The sequence below is a fragment of the Lentzea cavernae genome, assembly GCF_014653695.1.
Taxonomy (GTDB): Bacteria; Actinomycetota; Actinomycetes; order Mycobacteriales; family Pseudonocardiaceae; genus Lentzea; species Lentzea cavernae.
Genome location: NZ_BNAR01000008.1, coordinates 1 through 16,436 on the forward strand (window position 1 = coordinate 1; position 16,436 = coordinate 16,436).

Below are 16,436 nucleotides of genomic sequence, written 5' to 3' on the forward strand. Positions count from 1 at the left end.
AGATCCAGCAACCCGCGACCCCGCCGAACAGGTTAAAACTCAAGCTAGGCGCTGTCCTGCAAGTCTCGTCGGGCGACAGCGGCGGACGAGGGCCCCGGAGACGGCACCGCCGCCACGCCCGAATACGCCCGGTATGAGGGCGTGGCGGCGGCACCGCCTCCGGGACTCTCGCCCGCGTCTCTCACCTGACGAACTTGCAGGACAGCGCCTAGTGGCACCGGGGGATCGTCGGGCATCCAGTCGCCGATCACCTTGCACCACCCCGTCGCGGCGGCCTCCTCGACAGCGGCGGCGACCAGCGACTCCTCGGTGACGCGCCTGCCGTAGAGGGGGAAGAACAGGCCCGGCAGGGCGAGCCAGGTGCCGCCGCGCACCAGTCGCGGCAGGTCGAGGTCGTCCGGGCGGTCCGCGACCGGGTCGGGCGAGCCGGGGGAGCGCACGGTCAGCACGCCTGCGGCGCGGTGCGCGAGCATGTGGTCGCGGAACATCGTGTGGGAGTAGGCGTCGCCGGGCTTCTCCATGCCGGGATGCGAGTGCACGTCGACCAGGCCCGGCAGCAGCCACAGGGAGTCCGAAGTGGACACGGGTTCGGCGCGCAACCGGTCACCGTCCACGACGAACGAGACCTGCTCGCGCGACGGCAGAACTGTTCCCGAGATCCGGACCCCCACGAAGACGAAGGTACCCCAGGCCGTGGAAACGGCCTGGGGTACCGGAAAAGCGAACTGTCAGACGTCGTAGCGGTCCGCGTTCATGACCTTGGTCCACGCGGAGACGAAGTCCGTGACGAACTTCGAGGCGGAGTCGTCACTCGCGTAGACCTCGGTGATGGCGCGCAGCTCGGAGTTCGAGCCGAACACCAGGTCGTTGCGGGTGGCGGTCCAGCGGACGGCGCCGGTGGCGCGGTCGCGGCCCTCGAAGTTCTCCTCGTCCTCGCTGACCGACTTCCACTCCGTCTCCATGTCGAGGAGGTTGATGAAGAAGTCGTTGGTCAGGGTCTCCGGCTTGGCCGTGAGCACGCCGGCCGTCGAGCCGCCGTGGTTGGCGCCCAGCACGCGCAAGCCGCCGACCAGCACGGTCATCTCCGGTGCGGAGAGGCCGAGGAGGTTGGCCTTGTCGATCAGCAGGTACTCCGACGGCAGCGGGGTGGCCTTGCCGCCGTAGTTGCGGAAGCCGTCGACCTTGGGCTCCAGGACGGCGAACGACTCGGCGTCGGTCTGCTCCTGGGTGGCGTCGGTGCGGCCGGCGAGGAAGGGCACCTCGACGTCGTGGCCCGCGGCCTTGGCGGCCTGCTCGATCGCCGCGGCGCCGCCGAGGACGATCAGGTCGGCCAGCGAGACCTTCTTGCCGCCGGTCGCGGAGCTGTTGAACGCCTCCTGGACGCCTTCCAGCGTCCGCAGCACCTGGGCGAGCTGGTCGGGCTCGTTGACCTCCCAGCCGCGCTGCGGCTCGAGGCGGATGCGGGCGCCGTTGGCGCCGCCGCGCTTGTCGCTCTGGCGGAACGACGCGGCCGAGGCCCACGCGGTCTTGACGAGCTGCGAGACCGAGAGGCCGGACTCGAGGAGCTTCGCCTTCAGCGACGCGACGTCGTCGGCGGAGATGAGCTCGTGGTCGCGGACCGGGAGGCGGTCCTGCCAGATCAGCTCCTCCTGCGGCACCTGCGGGCCGAGGTAGCGCTGGATCGGGCCCATGTCGCGGTGCGTCAGCTTGAACCACGCGCGGGAGAACGCCTCGGCGAACGCCTTGTGGTCCTGCGCGAACTTGCGCGAGATCGGCTCGTAGATCGGGTCGATCCGCAGCGCGAGGTCCGTGGTCAGCATCATCGGCTGGCGGTTGAGCGTGCCGTCCTCGGGGTCCGGCACCGTGTTGGCGCCCGCGTCGCCCTTCGGCTTCCACTGGTGCGCGCCGGCCGGGGACTTGGTGAGCTCCCACTCGAACTCGAACAGGTTCTTGAAGAACAGGTTCGTCCACTTGGTGGGCTCTTGCGTCCAGGTCACCTCCAGGCCGGAGGTGATGGCGTCGCGGCCCTTGCCGGTGCCGTGCGTGCTGATCCAGCCGAAGCCCTGCGCGTCCATCAGCGAGCCCTCGGGCTCGGAGCCGACCAGCGACGGGTCGCCCGCGCCGTGCGCCTTGCCGAAGGTGTGGCCACCGGCGATGAGCGCGACGGTCTCCTCGTCGTTCATGCCCATGCGGCTGAACGTCTCGCGGATGTCGCGGGCGGAGGACAGCGGGTCCGGGTTGCTGTTCGGGCCCTCGGGGTTGACGTAGATCAGACCCATCTGGACGGCCGCGAGCGGGGACTCGAGGTCGCGCTCACCGCTGTAGCGGGTGTCGCCGCCGAGCCACTCGGTCTCCGGGCCCCAGTAGACGTCCTCGTCCGGCTCCCACACGTCGTTGCGGCCGCCGGCGAAGCCGAAGGTCTCGAAGCCCATGGTCTCCAGCGCGCGGTTGCCCGTGAAGATCATGAGGTCGGCCCAGGAGACCCTGGCGCCCCACTTCTTCTTGACCGGCCACAGCAGGCGGCGGGCCTTGTCCAGGTTGCCGTTGTCCGGCCAGCTGTTGAGCGGCGCGAAGCGCTGCATGCCCGCGCCGGCGCCACCGCGGCCGTCGTGGGTGCGGTAGGTGCCCGCGCTGTGCCACGCCATGCGGATCATGAACGGGCCGTAGTGCCCGAAGTCCGCGGGCCACCAGTCCTTCGACTCGGTCAGCACGGCGTCGACGTCGCGCGCCAGCTCGTCGAGGTCGACGGTCAGGAACGCCTGGCCGTAGTCGAAGTCGCCGCCCATGGGGTTCGCCTGGACGGGGTGCTTGCGGAGGATCCGGAGGTTGAGCTGGTTCGGCCACCAGTCTCGGTTGCTGCCGCCCTCGCTGGGGTGGCTGCGCCGGCTGTGGGCGACCGGGCACTCACCCTTCGACTCGCTCACCTTGGCGTCAGTGCTGTCGGACACGGGAATCCTTCCGGGTGTTCAGGAACTTTTCGCGGCGGTCGTGCACTCGGGGCAGGAGCCCCAGTAGATGACCTCGGCCTCGTCGATGACGAACCCGTGGTCGTCGGATGCGTCCAGGCAGGGCGCGTGGCCGACCGCACAGTCGACGTCGGCGATGGCACCGCAGGATCTGCACACGACGTGGTGGTGGTTGTCCCCGACGCGCGCCTCGTAGCGGGCGACCGAGCCCTGGGGCTCGATGCGGCGCAGCAGGCCGGCTCCGGTCAGCGCGCGGAGCACGTCGTACACGGCCTGGTGGGAGACCGCGCCGAGGTTCTGACGCACGACACCGATGATCGAGTCCGTGTCGGCGTGCGGGTGGGAGTGCACCGCGGACAGCACGGCCATCCGCGGAGCCGTCACCCGAAGGGACGCTCCCCGCAGCATGCGCTCGAAATCCGAAGCCGTGGGCACGGTCGCCACCCTGCCGTCTTTTCTGGAGTGAGTCAAGTTAACGAACGATGCCATTCACCCGAAACGGTCACCGCCGCACGGCCGCCATCGCGTCGGCCAGTCGCCGAACACCCTCGGCGAGCACGTGCTCGGGTGCGCCGCCATAGGTCAAACGAAGAAAACCGCCGGGTGGTTCAGCGGCGAACCACACCCGTCCGGGGATCACCACGACGTCGCGGGCCGCGGCGGCCGTCGTCAGCTCCAGGTCGTCCACGCCGTCCGGCAGCGCGGCCCACAGGTGCAGCCCGCCGGACGACCTCGCGACCTCGAACTCCGGCAGGTGTTCGGCGATCGCCCGCGCCAGAGCGTCCCGCCGGGACCTCAGCGACTGCTGGAGCGTGCGCAGGTGCCGCCGCCAGACCGGGGACGTCACGAAGTCGATCGCCGCCTCCTGCAACGGCCCCGCGACGTACAGGTCCTGCCGGGAGCGGGTGTTCTTGAGCCTCGTGCCCGCCGGTCCGCGGGCCCCGATCGCGGCGACGCGCAGTCCGGGCGCGGCGACCTTGGTGAGCGAGCGGACGTAGACGACGTGACCGTCGGTGTCCTGCGAGACCAGCGTCGGCGGCGCGGTGCCGTCGACCGTGAAGCCGCGCGCCCAGTCGTCCTCGACCAGGAACGCGCCCACGCGGCGCACGATCCGCATGACCTCGGCACGTCGCTCGTCGGACAGCACGGCGCCGTGCGGGTTCGCGTGCAACGGCTGGCAGTAGAAGACCTTCGCGCCGGTCCGCTCGAACGCGGCCTGCAGCAGGTCCGGCCGCACACCGTCCTGGTCCGCCGGCACGGGAACGACCTTGAGCCCTGCGTCGCGCGCGGCCGCGATCGCGCCGAGATAGGTGGGCGACTCGACCAGCACGGCGTCACCGCGGTCACCGAGCCCGCGGAACACCGTCGCGAGCGCTTCCTGGGCGCCCGCGCACACCGTGATGTCACCGGCCCTGAGCTCGCCACCGGCCTCCTTCGCGAACCACGCGCGCAGCTCCTCCTTGCCCTCGACCGGCACGCGCCCCCACGAAGCGGGCCGGCGCGCGGCCCGGCTGAGCGCGGCGCCGAGCGCGTCGGTCGGCTGCAGGTCGGGGTCCAGATACCCGCTGGTCAGCGGAATGGCCTCGGGCTTCGGCACCGCGACGAGGTTCGCCACCAGGTCCTCACCCGGCCTGCCCTCGCCGAGCGCGACGGCCTGCCACGACAGGTCCTGACTGGACGCCGCCGCGCGCGGCGCGACGAAACTGCCCCGGCCGGGCCGCACCTCGACCAGTCCTTCGGCGGCCACGCGCTGGATCGCCTGCTGCACCGTCGCGGGCGAGGCCCGGTGCCGCGCCATCAGGTCGCGCACCGAGGGCATGCGGTCGCCGGCACGACCGGCACGTGCCGCCGCTCTCAGGTCCTCGATAACGCGGACGGCTGCGTTATCCTCATTCATGAGAGCCAAGAGTAACGTTATCGTGCCAGCGGGGGTAACACTCGGCGCGCTCGGCGTGCTGGGTTTCAGCTTCTCCCTGCCGGCCACCCGCCTGGCGGTAGCGGGTCTGGACCCGTGGTTCGTCGCGTTCGGCCGCGCACTCGTCGCCGGCGTCCTCGCGATCGGCTACCTCGCGTTATCGCGTGCGCCCCGCCCGACGGCAACGCAGATCCGCCGCCTGGTCGTCGTCGCCCTGGGCATCGTCATCGGCTTCCCGCTCTTCACGTCCCTGGCCCTCACCACGCAAACCTCGGCCCACGGCGCCGTCGTGATCGCCGTGCTGCCCATGTCCACGGCGATCTGGGCGGTCGTGCGCGCCTCCGAACGCCCACCTGTCGCGTTCTGGCTCTCCAGCGGCGCGGGCCTGCTCGCCGTGCTGGCGTTCGTGGCCACCGGCGGGGGCTTCTCCGGCTCGCTGGGCCTGGCCGACGTCTACCTGCTGATCGCCGTCGTCCTGTGCGGCCTGGGCTACGCCGAGGGCGGCGCGCTCTCCCGCGAACTGGGCGGCGCCCGAACCGTCTGCTGGGCCCTGGTCGTCTCGCTGCCCGTGACGATCCCGGTTTCCTTGTACACAGCGGACTTCTCGCGCGCCGACGGCGTCGTGTGGCTCAGTTTCGCTTACGTGGCCCTGATTTCGATGTTCCTGGGCTTCTTCGCCTGGTACGCGGGCCTGGCCGCGGGCGGCGTGGCGAAGATCGGCCAGATCCAGCTGGCCCAGCCGGTTCTGACGCTGATGTGGTCGGCACTGGTGCTGAGCGAACCGGTCGGCTGGCCTGCTCTCGCCACCGCGGCCGTCGTGCTCGTGTGCGTGGTGCTGACCCAACGAAGTCGTGTCCCGTCGACGACAGCCGCGATGGCCCAGCCGGTGCGCTGACCGTCCGGAATTGTCAGACCCTCCTGCCATCCTCGACCCATGCCGATCGAAGTCGCGAGCAAGCGTCGCAAGGTGAAGCGCCCGGACGCGGTGGTCATCGACGTGACCTCCCGCGGCCCTGAGCCGTGGGTGCGCTTCAGCCCGTTCTTCCCGCATGGGCGGATTCCCGTGCCGTTGTCGCCCGGCGTGACGAGCGAGTCCGTCGAGGGGTTGTGGCAGGCGCTGAAGGTCTTCGAGAGCGCGGACGTCGACCCGTCGAAGCTCGCGGTGACGTCGATGAAGGGGCTGAAGCGCACGGTCCGGCGCTTCGGGCAGGTGCGGGGGCACCGGGCGGGCGTGGCGGGAGAGCGGCTTCTCGACTACCTGACGGCTCGGCAGGAGATCTACTTACCCGCCTACCGCTGGGTGTTGGAGCACCGGTTGCGGGCCGAGGTCGCGCGCTTGCGGGAGTTGGCCTCGTCGGCCGATGTCGTGCTGCTCGACTACACGACCAACGGTGACGTCGAGGACCTCGGCACGCCGCTGTCCCACGCCGCTCTGATCGTTGATCATCTCGGGAGGCTCGAGGCGCACGCGTCCTGAAAGCCGGATTTATACTTTCCGCTCTTCGGCTTTGGGGGTCGGCAGTGGCGACATCGAACAAGCAGCTCTTCAAGATCGTGGACGGGCTCGCGGAGGCGAAGCGCTCGTCGGGGCAGCAGTACGACACGTTCCGCGTGCGGGGCAAGGTGTTCGGCTACTACTGGCCGCGCACGCAGACGGTCGGGCTGAAGCAGACGCTGTCCGAGCAGCTGGCGCTCGTGGCGGAGCGGCCGGACGTGTTCGAGGTGCAGTTCACGGCCGGCGGCTTCGGCTGGGTCGTGGTGTACCTGGAGGGCGTCGAGGCCGACGAGATGAAGGAGCTGGTCTTCGAGGCGTGGCGGTTGTCGGCGCCGGAGGAGCTCGTCGCCCAGGTGCCGGACCTCGCGCGATGACCAGGGTCAAGTTCGAGCTGCCCGCCGACGACCTCGCTCGTGCGACGGCGTTCTACCGCGACGTCTTCGGCTGGTCGGCGCAGCGGCTGCCGTTCGACTACGTGCTCGTCGACACGGACGGGGAGCCGGTCGACGTGAACGACGCGGACGGGGGCATCTCGCCGCGCACCGAGTTCGTGCGGGGGCCGGTGCTGATCATCGACGTGCCGAGCGTCGACGACGTGGCGCGCAAGGTCGAGGAGGCGGGCGGCGTGGTGCTCAACGCCAAGGAGCGCGTGGGCGACTACGGGGTGTCGCAGTACGTGAAGGACAGCGAGGGCACCGTGCTCTGCCTGTGGGAGTCCGTTCAGGGCTGACGGAGCGCCGGCGCAACCCGAGCACCGCCCCCGACGGTGCCACGGTGACGGAGCCGTCACCGCTGCGGGCCTGCGCGCGCAGTTCCGGCACGGCGATCCCGTGGTGTCCTCAGTGGTCGGTTCTCACGCCGGCAACCGCCACCCCGCTGACGCTCAGCGGAAGAGGATGCGCGTGATCTCCGTGTCCGTCGCACGGCCGTCGTCGTAGGCGCCCTCGCCCTGCAGGTTGTTCATGATCGCGAGCGTGTACCGCTCGTCCTGCCCGACGAACCCGACGGAGTTCATGACCCAGCCGCCGTCCTCCTCCGACCAGCCGTTCTTCGCGCCGGAGTCGGGGCCCCAGACACCCCACTGCTGCACGGGTCCGACCTCGCGCATCTGCCCGACGATGTACTCGCGGTCGTCGGCGGGGACGGTGTCGAGGACGTAGTTCATGAGGCGGTCGAGGTCGTTCGCCGTGCACTTCTCGAAGCCCCAGTAGGGGAACGCAGGCGAGTAACCCTTCTGTGGCACCAAATCGGTCATGCCGTACTTGCCGAACGCCGCGTTGAACGTCGTGCCGTTGTACTTCTTCCACAACGAGTCCGCCGCGTCGTCGTCGGACGTGTGCAGCATCGCGTTCATCAGCGTGCGGTCCCCGGCGGACAGCTTGATCTTGCCGGCGCGGTGGCGCTCCAGCAGGTTCACGACCATCGCGAGTTTGATCGTCGAGGCGGTCCACGTCATGTCGCTCGCGTGGTCGTTGCGCCAGACCGCGCCGGTCTTGCGGTCGCGCAGCACGAACCCGACGGAGCCCGGCCTGGTCTCGGCGTAGTCCTGCGCGGCCTTCAGGCGCTTCTGGAAGTCGCACTCGAACCCGCTGTCGGGCAGCGGGCAGACCTCGGGGGTCGCGACGAGGGGCGCCGCCGCCGGCGTGTGCGCGGCGGCGGGCGGTTCCGCCGTCACTGCGTGGCCGCACGCCGTGAGGGCGAGCGCGCACGCGACGAGGATCGGACGGAGCATGGGCCGCACGCTAATGGGTCCGATCGGAGGCGGTCGACCGCCATACGGACGCGCCGATCCAGGTGAGGTTAAGTCAAAGATGTTTGACACGGTGTCCGGTTCGCTTTACCTTGGTGATGTCAGGTTTCTTTGACATCAGGAGCGGGACCATGGCGTTCGAAGAGAAGCAGGCGTGGGCATTAGCTGTTATCGCCGTGGCCGGATATGCCTTGTACGTCGTGCTTGTGCTGACTGGAGCGGCAGGCCGGCCGCTGGTGGATGCGCCGTACGTCACACCGCTTCTCTGGACGATCGGGCTCGGAATCGTCGCCGGCATCGTGTCGGGCATCTGGTTCGGCATCGCCGCGCGCGACGACGGGCTGCAGGCCGACGAGCGCGACCGCGAGATCGGCCGGTTCGGCGACCACGTCGGCCAGTCGTTCGTCGTCATCGGCGGTGTCTCCGCGATGGCGCTCGCGGTGGTCGAGGCGCCGTACTTCTGGATCGCGAACGTGCTCTACCTGTCCTTCGTGCTGTCCGCGGTGCTCGGCTCGCTGGCGAAGATCGCGCTCTACCGGCGGGGGATGGCGTGAAGCCCACCAAGGTCACCAACTCCATCCGCGCCCTGCGGTTCGCGCGGGACGAGATGAAGCAGGCCGATCTCGCCGCGGCCGTCGGCGTGACGAGGCAGACGTTGATCGCCATCGAGCAGGGGAAGTACTCGCCCTCGCTGGAAGTCGCTTTCAAGATCGCGCGTGTGTTCGGGGTGTCGCTCGAAGAGGTGTTCCAGTACCCGGAGGAGGAGTGATGAAGGCTGTCGTGCAACGAAGATACGGATCGGCGGTGTTCGGTGAGCTCGCTGTGCCTGTGCCTGGGAAGGGCGAGGTTCTGCTGGAGGTGCGGGCGGCGGGCGTCGACATGGGCGTCTGGCACCTGCTCGAGGGGAAGCCGTACCTGGTGCGGTTCCTCGGGTTCGGGTTCCGCGGGCCGAAGTCGCCCGTGCCGGGCCGCGACGTCTCCGGTGTCGTGAAGGAGATCGGGCCGGACGTCACCGGGTTCGAGGTCGGCGACGAGGTGTTCGGCACGTGCGAGGGGTCGTTCGCCGAGTACGCCGTTGCGCCGGTCTCACGGCTGGCGCGCAAACCGGCGGGGATCTCGTTCACCGAGGCGGCCGCGGTGCCGATCTCGGGCGGGACGGCGCTGCAGGGGCTCCGCGGAGTTCAAGCGGGGCAACGGGTTCTGGTGCTCGGTGCGGGCGGTGGCGTCGGGTCGTACGGCGTCCAGATCGCGAAAGCACTGGGCGCGCACGTGACCGGTGTGTGCAGCACGAGCAAGGTCGGCTTGGTGCGATCGCTGGGCGCCGACGAGGTCTTCGACCACACGGTCGCGGACTTCACCGGCACGTACGACCTGATCCTCGACTGCGGTGGTGGCAGGACGTTGTCCAGGCTGCGCAAGGCGACGGTCGAGGGCGGCCGCGTCGTCCTGGTCGGCGCGGAGACGGGGGGAGCGGTGACGGGAGGGTTCGAGAAGTCGCTGTTCTCGCTGGTGTTGAACCTCTTCGTCAAGCAGAAGTTCGTGCCGCTGATGTCTCAGGAGCGTGGCGAGATCTTCGACGAGCTGCGCGTGCTCATCGAGGCGGGTGACGTGAAACCCGCCGTGGGCGAGGTGTTCCCGCTGTCGGAGGCGCTCGACGCGGTCGACCACGTCTACTCGCGGCGGTCGATCGGCAAGACGGTCGTCGCGATCTGACCACCGATCACCACGGTCGTCACGTGGTGCAACGCCGTGATGTCCCGCATGGGATCTCCCTGCACGGCAATGATGTCCGCGTCCCAGCCGGGCTTCAGCACGCCCTTGCTGACGCCGCACGCCCTGGCCGCCTCACTGGTGGCGCTCGCCAGCACCACCGAGTTCGGCACGCCGGCCTCGATCATGTCGCCGAGCGCGTGGGCGGTGATCCCGTGGGCCTTGCCCGCGCCGATGCCGCCGTCCGTCCCGGAGACCGTGCGCACACCGTGGTCGTACATGCGGCCGACCGCGTTGATCTTGGCCGCCAGGCTCATCCCCATGCGCGCGAACGCCTCCCGGATGTGGGGAGGCGGCTCCAGCGTGGCACCGAGCGTGTGGCAGACGGCGATGTCGGCCTCGGCCAGCGAGTCCATCAGTTCGACGGGGACGACCATCGCCCCGCCGGACAGGCAGGTGCAGTGCTCGATGCCGTCGACGCCCGCGGCCACGGCCCGCTGGACGGCCGTGAGGCTGTGGGCGTGGGCGGTCACCGGGAGGCCGAGCGAATGGGCCTCCTCGACCACCACGCGCAGTTCGTGCTCGGTGAACTGGCAGTCGTCGACGATCGTGCCGGGGGTCGCGAACCCGCCGCTGGCCATGACCTTGACGACGTCCGTCCGGCGTTCGGCGCGCTCGCGCACCGCCTGGCGCAGGGCCTCGTCACCGGACGCCTCACCGCCCATCGACCAGCAGTGACCACGAGGGCTCGTGATGGGCGGGCCGGAGGCGAGCACGCGCTGCCGGTGCCGGTCGCGCTGGTCCACCACGGCCCACGCGCGGTCGCCCAGGTCGCGCACGGTCGTGACGCCGGCACGGAGGTGGCGGTCGAGGCCGTCCGCGATCACCGCGTCGAGGTGCTCGGAGGTGAACTCGGGCAGGCGGTCCAGCGCGCCGTTCTCGCTGTCCGCGCACAGGTGCACGTGGGTGTCGATCAGTCCGGGCAGGACGGTGGCGGTGCCGAGGTCGACGACCTCGGCACCCGCAACGTCGGGATGGCCCTGCTCAAGAGCCTTGATCTTGCCGTGCTCGGTGATGACCGTGACGGGGCCGGCGACGGTCCGCTCACCGTCGAACGCACGCCCTGCCCGCAGCGCCAGCATGGGCACATCCTGCGCTCCACATGCTGGGAAAGCAACGGTCAGCGGGCGTGCGGCAGGGTCGTGAACCCCTCGACCTGGGGCAGGTCGTGACCGAGCCGGTCGCGCTTGGCGGTCAGGTACGCGATGTTGTGCTGGTTGGGCGTCATCAGCGACGGCACCCGTGCGGTGACCGTGATCCCGTTCGTCTCCAGAGCCGCGATCTTGTCCGGGTTGTTGGACATCAGTCGCACGGACTGCACGCGCAGATGCTTGAGCACGCGCGCCGCGGGCGTGTAGTCGCGCACGTCGACGGGCAGGCCGAGCGACGTCGCCGAGTCCAACGTGTCCAGTCCCTGGTCCTGCAGCACGTGCGTGCGAATCTTCGACACCAAACCGATTCCTCGGCCTTCGTGCCCACGCAGGTACACGAGGATGCCGCTGCCCTCACGCACGATGGTGTTCAGCGCGGCGTCGAGCTGCTCGCCGCACTCGCAGCGCATCGCACCGAAGATGTCACCGGTCATGCACTCGGAGTGGATGCGCACCAGCACGTTCTCGCGCAGCTTCGTTTTGCCGTAAACGAGAGCCATGTGTTCGTGACCGTCCGCGCGGAACGCGACTGCGCGGAAGGTGCCACGGCGTGTCACCAGGTCGGACTCCGCCACGTCTTCCTCGTTGAAGGTCTGCTCGAACATCTCGGGTCCCCTTGTCGCCAGGCGCCTTCCGAACGTGCAGCTACGCTCGGATGGAGGTCGCACCGTAACCCGACCGCACAGCGGAGGTCACCCTGTTCAGCATCACCGTTCGCGATCACGTGATGATCGCCCACAGTTTCCGCGGCGAGGTCTTCGGGCCGGCACAACGTCTGCATGGAGCAACGTTCCTGGTGGACGCAACGTTCAAACGGGCTGAGCTCGATTCGGACAACATCGTTGTCGACATCGGACTCGCGACCCAGGAGCTGAACAAGGTCCTGGCCGCGTTCAACTACCGCAACCTGGACGAAGAACCGCAGTTCGCGGGCATCAACACGTCCACGGAGTGGCTCGCGAAGCACATCGCCGACCAGCTCGCGGACAAGATCTCCGAGGGCGCGCTGGGTGAGGGCGCTCACGGGATCGATGCGATCGCCGTCACACTCCACGAGTCGCATGTGGCGTGGGCGGCCTACGAACGTGCACTTCGTCCTTCCGGCTGACGTCGAGGACCCGGGCAGTCCCAGCGGCGGCAACGTCTACGACCTGCGCGTGAGCGCGGGCCTGAACCGCGTGACCGTCGCTGGCGACTGGCCGCGCCCGAGCGACACCAGGGCGTTGGAGCAAGCGCTTGCGGCGATCCCGGACGGGGACGTCGTGCTCCTCGACGGCCTGGTCGGATGCGGTCTGCCCGAGGTGGTCGTCCCTCACGCCCGGCGGATTAGGCTCGCCGTGCTCGTGCACCTCCCGCTGGCCGACGAGACGGGCCTCGACCCGCGGGTCGCCGCGGTTCTGAACGAGAAAGAAGGCCAGGTCCTGCGGGCCGCGAGCGCGGTCGTCGCGACCAGCCCGACCGCCGCGCGGGACATCAGGGCTAGGCACGGGCTCGGCCACGTCCACGTCGTCGTCCCCGGCACCGATCCGGCGCCGCTCGCACACGGCACGGACGGCGTCCACCACCTGCTCTGCGTCGCGTCCATCACACCTCGCAAAGGCCACGACCTGCTGGTCAGCGCGTTGCGGCGGATCGAACGCGACTGGCGGCTGACGTGCGTGGGCCCGCACCGGCCGTTCCTGCGGGAGCTTCCCCGCGACGACCGCGTCAGCTTCCCCGGACCGCTCGCCGGTGAGGCGCTGACCAGCGCGTACGCCAGTGCCGACCTCTTCGTGCTGGCCTCCCGCGCCGAGACCTACGGCATGGTCGTCACCGAGGCTCTCGCACACGGTCTGCCGGTCATCGCGAGCGCTGTCCCGGACGCGCTCGGTGATGGCGGCCTACTCATTCCGGCCGGGGACGAAAATGCATTGGAAGCTGCACTAACACGCTGGTTCCAAGATCAAGATTTTCGGTCGGGGTTGCGCTCCAGGGCCCTCGCCCGGCGGACCGTTCTGTCCACATGGGACGAATCCACAGAGGACCTGCGGAGGGTGCTGGCTACGCTCCGGCCATGACCTTCGCCCCGGAATGGCTGGCACTGCGGGAAACCGCCGACGCGACCGCACGCTCGACGGAGCTCGTGGACGTGGTCCGCGAAACTCTGGTGAACCGAAACCCCCTGACGATCCGTGACCTCGGTTGTGGAACGGGATCGATGGGACGTTGGCTCGCCGGGAGGCTCGGCGGCGCGCAGCACTGGGTGCTGCACGACCGCGACCCCCGGCTGCTCGGGCTGGCGGAGGCCGGCATGAACGAGCTGCCGGACGTCACCGCCGAAACGCGTGAGGGCGACCTCACGTCCCTGAAGGCCACCGACCTCGCGGGCGCCGACCTCGTCACGTGCTCCGCGTTGCTCGACCTGCTCACCGCCGAAGAGATGAACGAACTGGCCATGGCCTGCGTAGAAGCTCATGTGCCCGCACTGTTCACGCTCTCGGTGGCAGGCCGGATCGACTTCGACCCGGCCGAGCCGCTCGACGCCGCCTTCCAGGACGCGTTCAACGCCCACCAGCGCCGCGTCGTGGACGGTCGTCGTCTCCTCGGGCCCGATGCCCCCGCCGCAGCCGAAGAGGCGTTCGTGGCGGCCGGAGCCTCGGTTCGAACGGCACAGAGCCCCTGGCGCATGAACGGCGACGCCCTGCAGCAGGAATGGCTGAAGGGCTGGGTCGACGCCGCGGTGGAGCAGGAACCCGCACTCATGTCGGAGGTCTCCGAGTACCTGCGCCGCAGGTCAGAGGCTTCCGTCGTGGTCCACCACGTCGACCTGCTGGCACTACCGGGAGCTGTGTGATGAAGAAGTTCTGGCCGTGGCTCCGCCTGGTGCTGGCACTGGGGATCCTGGTGGCCCTGGGCGTGCGCCTGGGCACCGGGGCGTTCCTCGACGGACTGCGCGCGATCGACGCGTTCTCCGTCGCCGCCGCACTGGCGATCGGGCTCGTGACGACGGTGCTCAGCGCGGGTCGCTGGGTGCTCGTCGCGCGCCGCCTCGGCCTGCCGCTGACCCTGCGCGCCGCGGTCAGCGACTACTACCGCGCCCAGCTCGTCAACGCCGTGCTGCCCGCGGGCGTGCTCGGTGACGTGCACCGCGCGGTCAACCACGGCCGTGAGTCGGGCGACGTCGGACGGGGCGTGCGCGCCGTGTTCTTCGAGCGCATGGCCGGCCAGGTCGTGCTCATCGGGATCGGGCTCGCGGTGCTGCTCACGCACCCCGCGCCCGGCCTCGACCTGGCGCCGGACGGCACCACGGTCGCGCTCGTCCTCGCGGGTCTGGCCCTCGCGGCGGTCGTCGGCTGGCAGGTCGGGCCGGTGCGCCGGGTGCTGGTCAACACGCTCGCCGACGGCATCAGGCTGCTGTCGCTGCGGACGTGGCCGGCCGTGATCGGGCTGTCCGCCGCCACGGTCGCCGGGTACGTCGCGATGTTCCTGGTGGCCGCCCGCGCCGCCGGGTCGGACGCCACGATCGCCCAGCTCGCGCCGGTCGTGGTGCTGGCGCTGCTGATCATGGCGATCCCGGTCAACATCGGCGGGTTCGGCCCGCGCGAGGCGTTCCTCGCGGTGGCGTTCGGCGCCGCCGGGCTGGGCGCCGCGCAGGGCTTCACCACGGGCATCGTCTACGGCGTGCTGGCGCTCATCGCCGCACTGCCCGGCGGGGTCGTGCTGTTCCTGTCACGCCGCAGGACCGAACAGGTCGAGGTGGTGGCGGAACGACTCGGCCAGGCCCGCGAGCAGGAGCTCGCCCTTGCGCGCTGACGCGAGGGAGGGCCGCCCGATGACGCCGGAGGACGTGTACGGCGCCAGACCCAGGGTGAGCATGTGCCGCCGGTCCTCCGCCAGGTGGTCAGAGCTTTCGTAGCCGGGACGGACCAGATCGGGGTGCGCGTGCAGCAGGATCGAGGTCTCCAGCTCACCCGCGTGCATGTCGCTGTACGCCGAGGTCTCGATGCCCGCCTTCTCCCGCGCGAACGCCCAGTCGTCCCGTCCGGGGAACAGGGCCAGGCCCTCGCCCTCCTGCACGACGTTCGACAGCACGTAGTTGCCGCCGTGGCCGTTGACCAGCACGACGTTCGTGACACCGTTGCGCCGCAAGGAGTCCGCGATGTCCGTGACGACTGAGATCAGCGTGCGCGCGGAGATGCTGACCGTGCCGGGCCAGTCGGCGTGCTCCTGCGAGCACGAGAACTGGATCGGCGGCAGCAGCCGGACCTGGGGGTACCTCGCGGCGATCTCCGACGCGACGGTCCAGGCGATCACCGCGTCCGTGGCGAGCGGCAGGTGCGGGCCGTGCTGCTCGGTGCTGCCGACCGGGAGCACGGCCACGCTCTTGCCGCGGACGTCGGCCGTGGTGTCACTCGGGAACATGGGCCTGACCGTAGTCAATCCGGTGGCACAGCGCCGGAATCGCGCCGTCGGCCAGCTCCGGCATGACGTCCGGGAGTTCCTCGAACGCGCTGTGGCCCGTGATCAGCGCGTCGAACCTGTCGTCGGCGAGCAGGTCGAGCGCGACGGCCATGCGTTCGGCGTAGGTGCGGTCCGGGCGGCCGACCACGCCCACCTGGCTGCTGCGGATCGTGAGCCGGCGCGAGTGGAAGAACTCGCCCAGCGGCACGGAGATCTTCTTGTCTCCGTACCAGCTCAGCTCGATGACCCGGCCCTCCGGCGCGAGCAGGTTCAGCGCGGTGGTGAGGCCCGGTTCGGTCGCACTGGCGTGGAAGACGAGGTCGCAGCCGTCGAGGGCGTCGCCCGGCAGGGCGAAGCCGACACCGAGCCGCCGGGCGATCTCCGCGCGTGCCGGATCGGCGTCCACGAGCTCGACGCGGGCGCCGGGGAACGTCGCCAGCACCGCCGCGATGCTCGACCCGACCATGCCGCCGCCGACCACCGCGATCCGGTCGCCGACCAGCGGACGCGCGTCCCACACGGCGTTGACCGCGGTCTCCACCGTCCCCGCCAGCACCGCCCGGGCGGCGGGAACCGCCTCCGGCACGAGCGTCACCGACGTTTCCGGGACCACGTAACGAGTCTGGTGTGGATAGAGGCAGAACACCGTGCGCCCGCTCAGGTGCGAAGGTCCGTGTTCGACGACGCCCACGTTGAGGTACCCGTACTTGACCGGCCACGGGAAGTCGCCCTCCTGGAAGGGAGCCCTCATCTGCGAGTACTGGTTCTCCGGGACCCCGCCGCGGAACACGAGCGTCTCCGTGCCGCGGCTCACGCCCGAGAACAGCGTGCGCACCTCGACCTCGCCCGGCCCGGGCTCGGCCAGCGCGACCTGCCGAACCTCCCCGTTTCCGGATTCATTGAGCCAAAAGGCACTCGCCGTACGTGTCACTCACAACACCTCCGCCGC

Annotated in this window: 20 protein-coding genes; 11 read left to right on the forward strand and 9 right to left on the reverse strand. The window is 70.1% G+C overall.

The window, feature by feature from the left end; translation table 11 throughout:
• Positions 1 to 44: 44 nt before the first annotated feature.
• From IE307_RS25135 to IE307_RS25150, 4 genes are all read right to left on the reverse strand, one after another.
• Positions 45 to 671: an amidohydrolase family protein gene (locus tag IE307_RS25135; RefSeq protein ID WP_191301784.1), complete on the reverse strand. Its 627-nt coding sequence runs from the start codon at positions 669 to 671 to the stop codon at positions 45 to 47.
• Positions 672 to 728: 57 nt separating this feature from the next.
• The gene (gene katG / locus IE307_RS25140) at positions 729 to 2,948 is read right to left on the reverse strand and encodes a catalase/peroxidase HPI (protein WP_191301786.1); all 2,220 of its coding nucleotides are present in this window, start codon (positions 2,946 to 2,948) and stop codon (positions 729 to 731) included.
• Positions 2,949 to 2,966: 18 nt separating this feature from the next.
• The gene (locus IE307_RS25145) at positions 2,967 to 3,401 is read right to left on the reverse strand and encodes a Fur family transcriptional regulator (RefSeq protein ID WP_191301788.1); all 435 of its coding nucleotides are present in this window, start codon (positions 3,399 to 3,401) and stop codon (positions 2,967 to 2,969) included.
• A 67-nt stretch (positions 3,402 to 3,468) separates the two neighbouring features.
• Positions 3,469 to 4,863, reverse strand: coding sequence for an aminotransferase-like domain-containing protein (locus tag IE307_RS25150; protein ID WP_191301790.1), 1,395 nt, complete (start codon positions 4,861 to 4,863; stop codon positions 3,469 to 3,471).
• Between the two features lie 22 nt (positions 4,864 to 4,885).
• Here IE307_RS25150 and IE307_RS25155 point away from each other — a divergent pair, with 22 nt between their 5' ends.
• The 4 genes from IE307_RS25155 to IE307_RS25170 are packed head-to-tail and all read left to right on the forward strand — an operon-like array spanning position 4,886 to position 7,106.
• The gene (locus IE307_RS25155; protein ID WP_229905045.1) at positions 4,886 to 5,776 is read left to right on the forward strand and encodes a DMT family transporter; all 891 of its coding nucleotides are present in this window, start codon (positions 4,886 to 4,888) and stop codon (positions 5,774 to 5,776) included.
• A 39-nt stretch (positions 5,777 to 5,815) separates the two neighbouring features.
• Positions 5,816 to 6,358 carry a DUF6939 family protein gene (locus IE307_RS25160; RefSeq protein WP_191301794.1) on the forward strand — a complete coding sequence of 181 codons (543 nt, stop codon included), beginning with the start codon at positions 5,816 to 5,818 and terminating at the stop codon, positions 6,356 to 6,358.
• Between the two features lie 44 nt (positions 6,359 to 6,402).
• Positions 6,403 to 6,750, forward strand: coding sequence for an MmcQ/YjbR family DNA-binding protein (locus IE307_RS25165; protein WP_191301797.1), 348 nt, complete (start codon positions 6,403 to 6,405; stop codon positions 6,748 to 6,750).
• Positions 6,747 to 7,106 carry a VOC family protein gene (locus IE307_RS25170; protein WP_191301799.1) on the forward strand — a complete coding sequence of 120 codons (360 nt, stop codon included), beginning with the start codon at positions 6,747 to 6,749 and terminating at the stop codon, positions 7,104 to 7,106. Before IE307_RS25165 ends, IE307_RS25170 begins: the two co-directional genes overlap by 4 nt.
• 153 nt (positions 7,107 to 7,259) lie before the next feature.
• Here IE307_RS25170 and IE307_RS25175 read toward each other — a convergent pair whose 3' ends face one another.
• Complete coding sequence (locus IE307_RS25175) at positions 7,260 to 8,108, reverse strand: serine hydrolase (protein WP_229905046.1); 849 nt, start codon at positions 8,106 to 8,108, stop codon at positions 7,260 to 7,262.
• A gap of 149 nt (positions 8,109 to 8,257) precedes the next feature.
• Between IE307_RS25175 and IE307_RS25180 the strand changes: the two genes are divergently transcribed.
• The 3 genes from IE307_RS25180 to IE307_RS25190 are packed head-to-tail and all read left to right on the forward strand — an operon-like array spanning position 8,258 to position 9,839.
• Complete coding sequence (locus IE307_RS25180) at positions 8,258 to 8,680, forward strand: hypothetical protein (protein ID WP_191301801.1); 423 nt, start codon at positions 8,258 to 8,260, stop codon at positions 8,678 to 8,680.
• A gap of 53 nt (positions 8,681 to 8,733) precedes the next feature.
• Positions 8,734 to 8,895, forward strand: coding sequence for a helix-turn-helix transcriptional regulator (locus IE307_RS25185; RefSeq protein ID WP_191302154.1), 162 nt, complete (start codon positions 8,734 to 8,736; stop codon positions 8,893 to 8,895).
• On the forward strand, positions 8,895 to 9,839 hold the full coding sequence (locus tag IE307_RS25190; protein WP_191301803.1) for an NAD(P)-dependent alcohol dehydrogenase: 945 nt from the start codon (positions 8,895 to 8,897) through the stop codon (positions 9,837 to 9,839). The genes IE307_RS25185 and IE307_RS25190 overlap by 1 nt, the downstream gene beginning before the upstream one ends.
• On the opposite strand, the gene IE307_RS25195 is transcribed toward IE307_RS25190, so the two are convergent.
• Positions 9,797 to 10,978 carry an amidohydrolase family protein gene (locus IE307_RS25195; protein WP_191301805.1) on the reverse strand — a complete coding sequence of 394 codons (1,182 nt, stop codon included), beginning with the start codon at positions 10,976 to 10,978 and terminating at the stop codon, positions 9,797 to 9,799. The two genes, IE307_RS25190 and IE307_RS25195, sit on opposite strands and share 43 nt — an antisense overlap.
• Before the next feature lie 38 nt (positions 10,979 to 11,016).
• Positions 11,017 to 11,652, reverse strand: a complete 636-nt coding sequence (gene ribA, locus IE307_RS25200) for a GTP cyclohydrolase II (protein WP_191301807.1) — start codon at positions 11,650 to 11,652, stop codon at positions 11,017 to 11,019.
• Positions 11,653 to 11,744: 92 nt separating this feature from the next.
• On the opposite strand from ribA, the gene IE307_RS25205 reads away from it, so the two are divergent.
• The 4 genes from IE307_RS25205 to IE307_RS25220 are packed head-to-tail and all read left to right on the forward strand — an operon-like array spanning position 11,745 to position 14,839.
• Positions 11,745 to 12,155, forward strand: a complete 411-nt coding sequence (locus tag IE307_RS25205; RefSeq protein WP_191302155.1) for a 6-pyruvoyl trahydropterin synthase family protein — start codon at positions 11,745 to 11,747, stop codon at positions 12,153 to 12,155.
• Positions 12,133 to 13,104: a glycosyltransferase family 4 protein gene (locus tag IE307_RS25210; protein WP_229905047.1), complete on the forward strand. Its 972-nt coding sequence runs from the start codon at positions 12,133 to 12,135 to the stop codon at positions 13,102 to 13,104. Before IE307_RS25205 ends, IE307_RS25210 begins: the two co-directional genes overlap by 23 nt.
• Complete coding sequence (locus tag IE307_RS25215) at positions 13,101 to 13,880, forward strand: class I SAM-dependent methyltransferase (protein WP_191301811.1); 780 nt, start codon at positions 13,101 to 13,103, stop codon at positions 13,878 to 13,880. Before IE307_RS25210 ends, IE307_RS25215 begins: the two co-directional genes overlap by 4 nt.
• Positions 13,880 to 14,839: a lysylphosphatidylglycerol synthase transmembrane domain-containing protein gene (locus IE307_RS25220; protein ID WP_191301813.1), complete on the forward strand. Its 960-nt coding sequence runs from the start codon at positions 13,880 to 13,882 to the stop codon at positions 14,837 to 14,839. Before IE307_RS25215 ends, IE307_RS25220 begins: the two co-directional genes overlap by 1 nt.
• Here the strand turns inward: IE307_RS25220 and IE307_RS25225 are convergent.
• Together IE307_RS25225 and IE307_RS25230 are read right to left on the reverse strand one after the other, a co-directional pair.
• Positions 14,756 to 15,448 (reverse strand): creatininase family protein, encoded by a 693-nt coding sequence (locus IE307_RS25225; RefSeq protein WP_191301815.1) that lies wholly within the window; start codon positions 15,446 to 15,448, stop codon positions 14,756 to 14,758. The two genes, IE307_RS25220 and IE307_RS25225, sit on opposite strands and share 84 nt — an antisense overlap.
• A complete protein-coding gene (locus IE307_RS25230) occupies positions 15,435 to 16,418 on the reverse strand; it encodes a zinc-dependent alcohol dehydrogenase (RefSeq protein ID WP_191301817.1) in 984 nt (327 codons plus the stop codon). The genes IE307_RS25225 and IE307_RS25230 overlap by 14 nt, the downstream gene beginning before the upstream one ends.
• Positions 16,419 to 16,436 lie beyond the last annotated feature (18 nt).

Excerpts from the sequence above, each read along its gene's own strand:
- IE307_RS25150 (WP_191301790.1), bottom strand. The coding sequence starts at position 4,863 with ATGAATGAGGATAACGCAGCCGTCCGCGTTATCGAGGACCTGAGAGCG.
- IE307_RS25160 (WP_191301794.1), top strand. The coding sequence starts at position 5,816 with ATGCCGATCGAAGTCGCGAGCAAGCGTCGCAAGGTGAAGCGCCCGGAC.
- IE307_RS25170 (WP_191301799.1), top strand. The coding sequence starts at position 6,747 with ATGACCAGGGTCAAGTTCGAGCTGCCCGCCGACGACCTCGCTCGTGCG.
- IE307_RS25175 (WP_229905046.1), bottom strand. The coding sequence starts at position 8,108 with ATGCTCCGTCCGATCCTCGTCGCGTGCGCGCTCGCCCTCACGGCGTGC.
- IE307_RS25180 (WP_191301801.1), top strand. The coding sequence starts at position 8,258 with ATGGCGTTCGAAGAGAAGCAGGCGTGGGCATTAGCTGTTATCGCCGTG.
- IE307_RS25185 (WP_191302154.1), top strand. The coding sequence starts at position 8,734 with ATGAAGCAGGCCGATCTCGCCGCGGCCGTCGGCGTGACGAGGCAGACG.
- IE307_RS25190 (WP_191301803.1), top strand. The coding sequence starts at position 8,895 with ATGAAGGCTGTCGTGCAACGAAGATACGGATCGGCGGTGTTCGGTGAG.
- IE307_RS25195 (WP_191301805.1), bottom strand. The coding sequence starts at position 10,978 with ATGCTGGCGCTGCGGGCAGGGCGTGCGTTCGACGGTGAGCGGACCGTC.
- ribA (WP_191301807.1), bottom strand. The coding sequence starts at position 11,652 with ATGTTCGAGCAGACCTTCAACGAGGAAGACGTGGCGGAGTCCGACCTG.
- IE307_RS25215 (WP_191301811.1), top strand. The coding sequence starts at position 13,101 with ATGACCTTCGCCCCGGAATGGCTGGCACTGCGGGAAACCGCCGACGCG.
- IE307_RS25220 (WP_191301813.1), top strand. The coding sequence starts at position 13,880 with ATGAAGAAGTTCTGGCCGTGGCTCCGCCTGGTGCTGGCACTGGGGATC.
- IE307_RS25225 (WP_191301815.1), bottom strand. The coding sequence starts at position 15,448 with ATGTTCCCGAGTGACACCACGGCCGACGTCCGCGGCAAGAGCGTGGCC.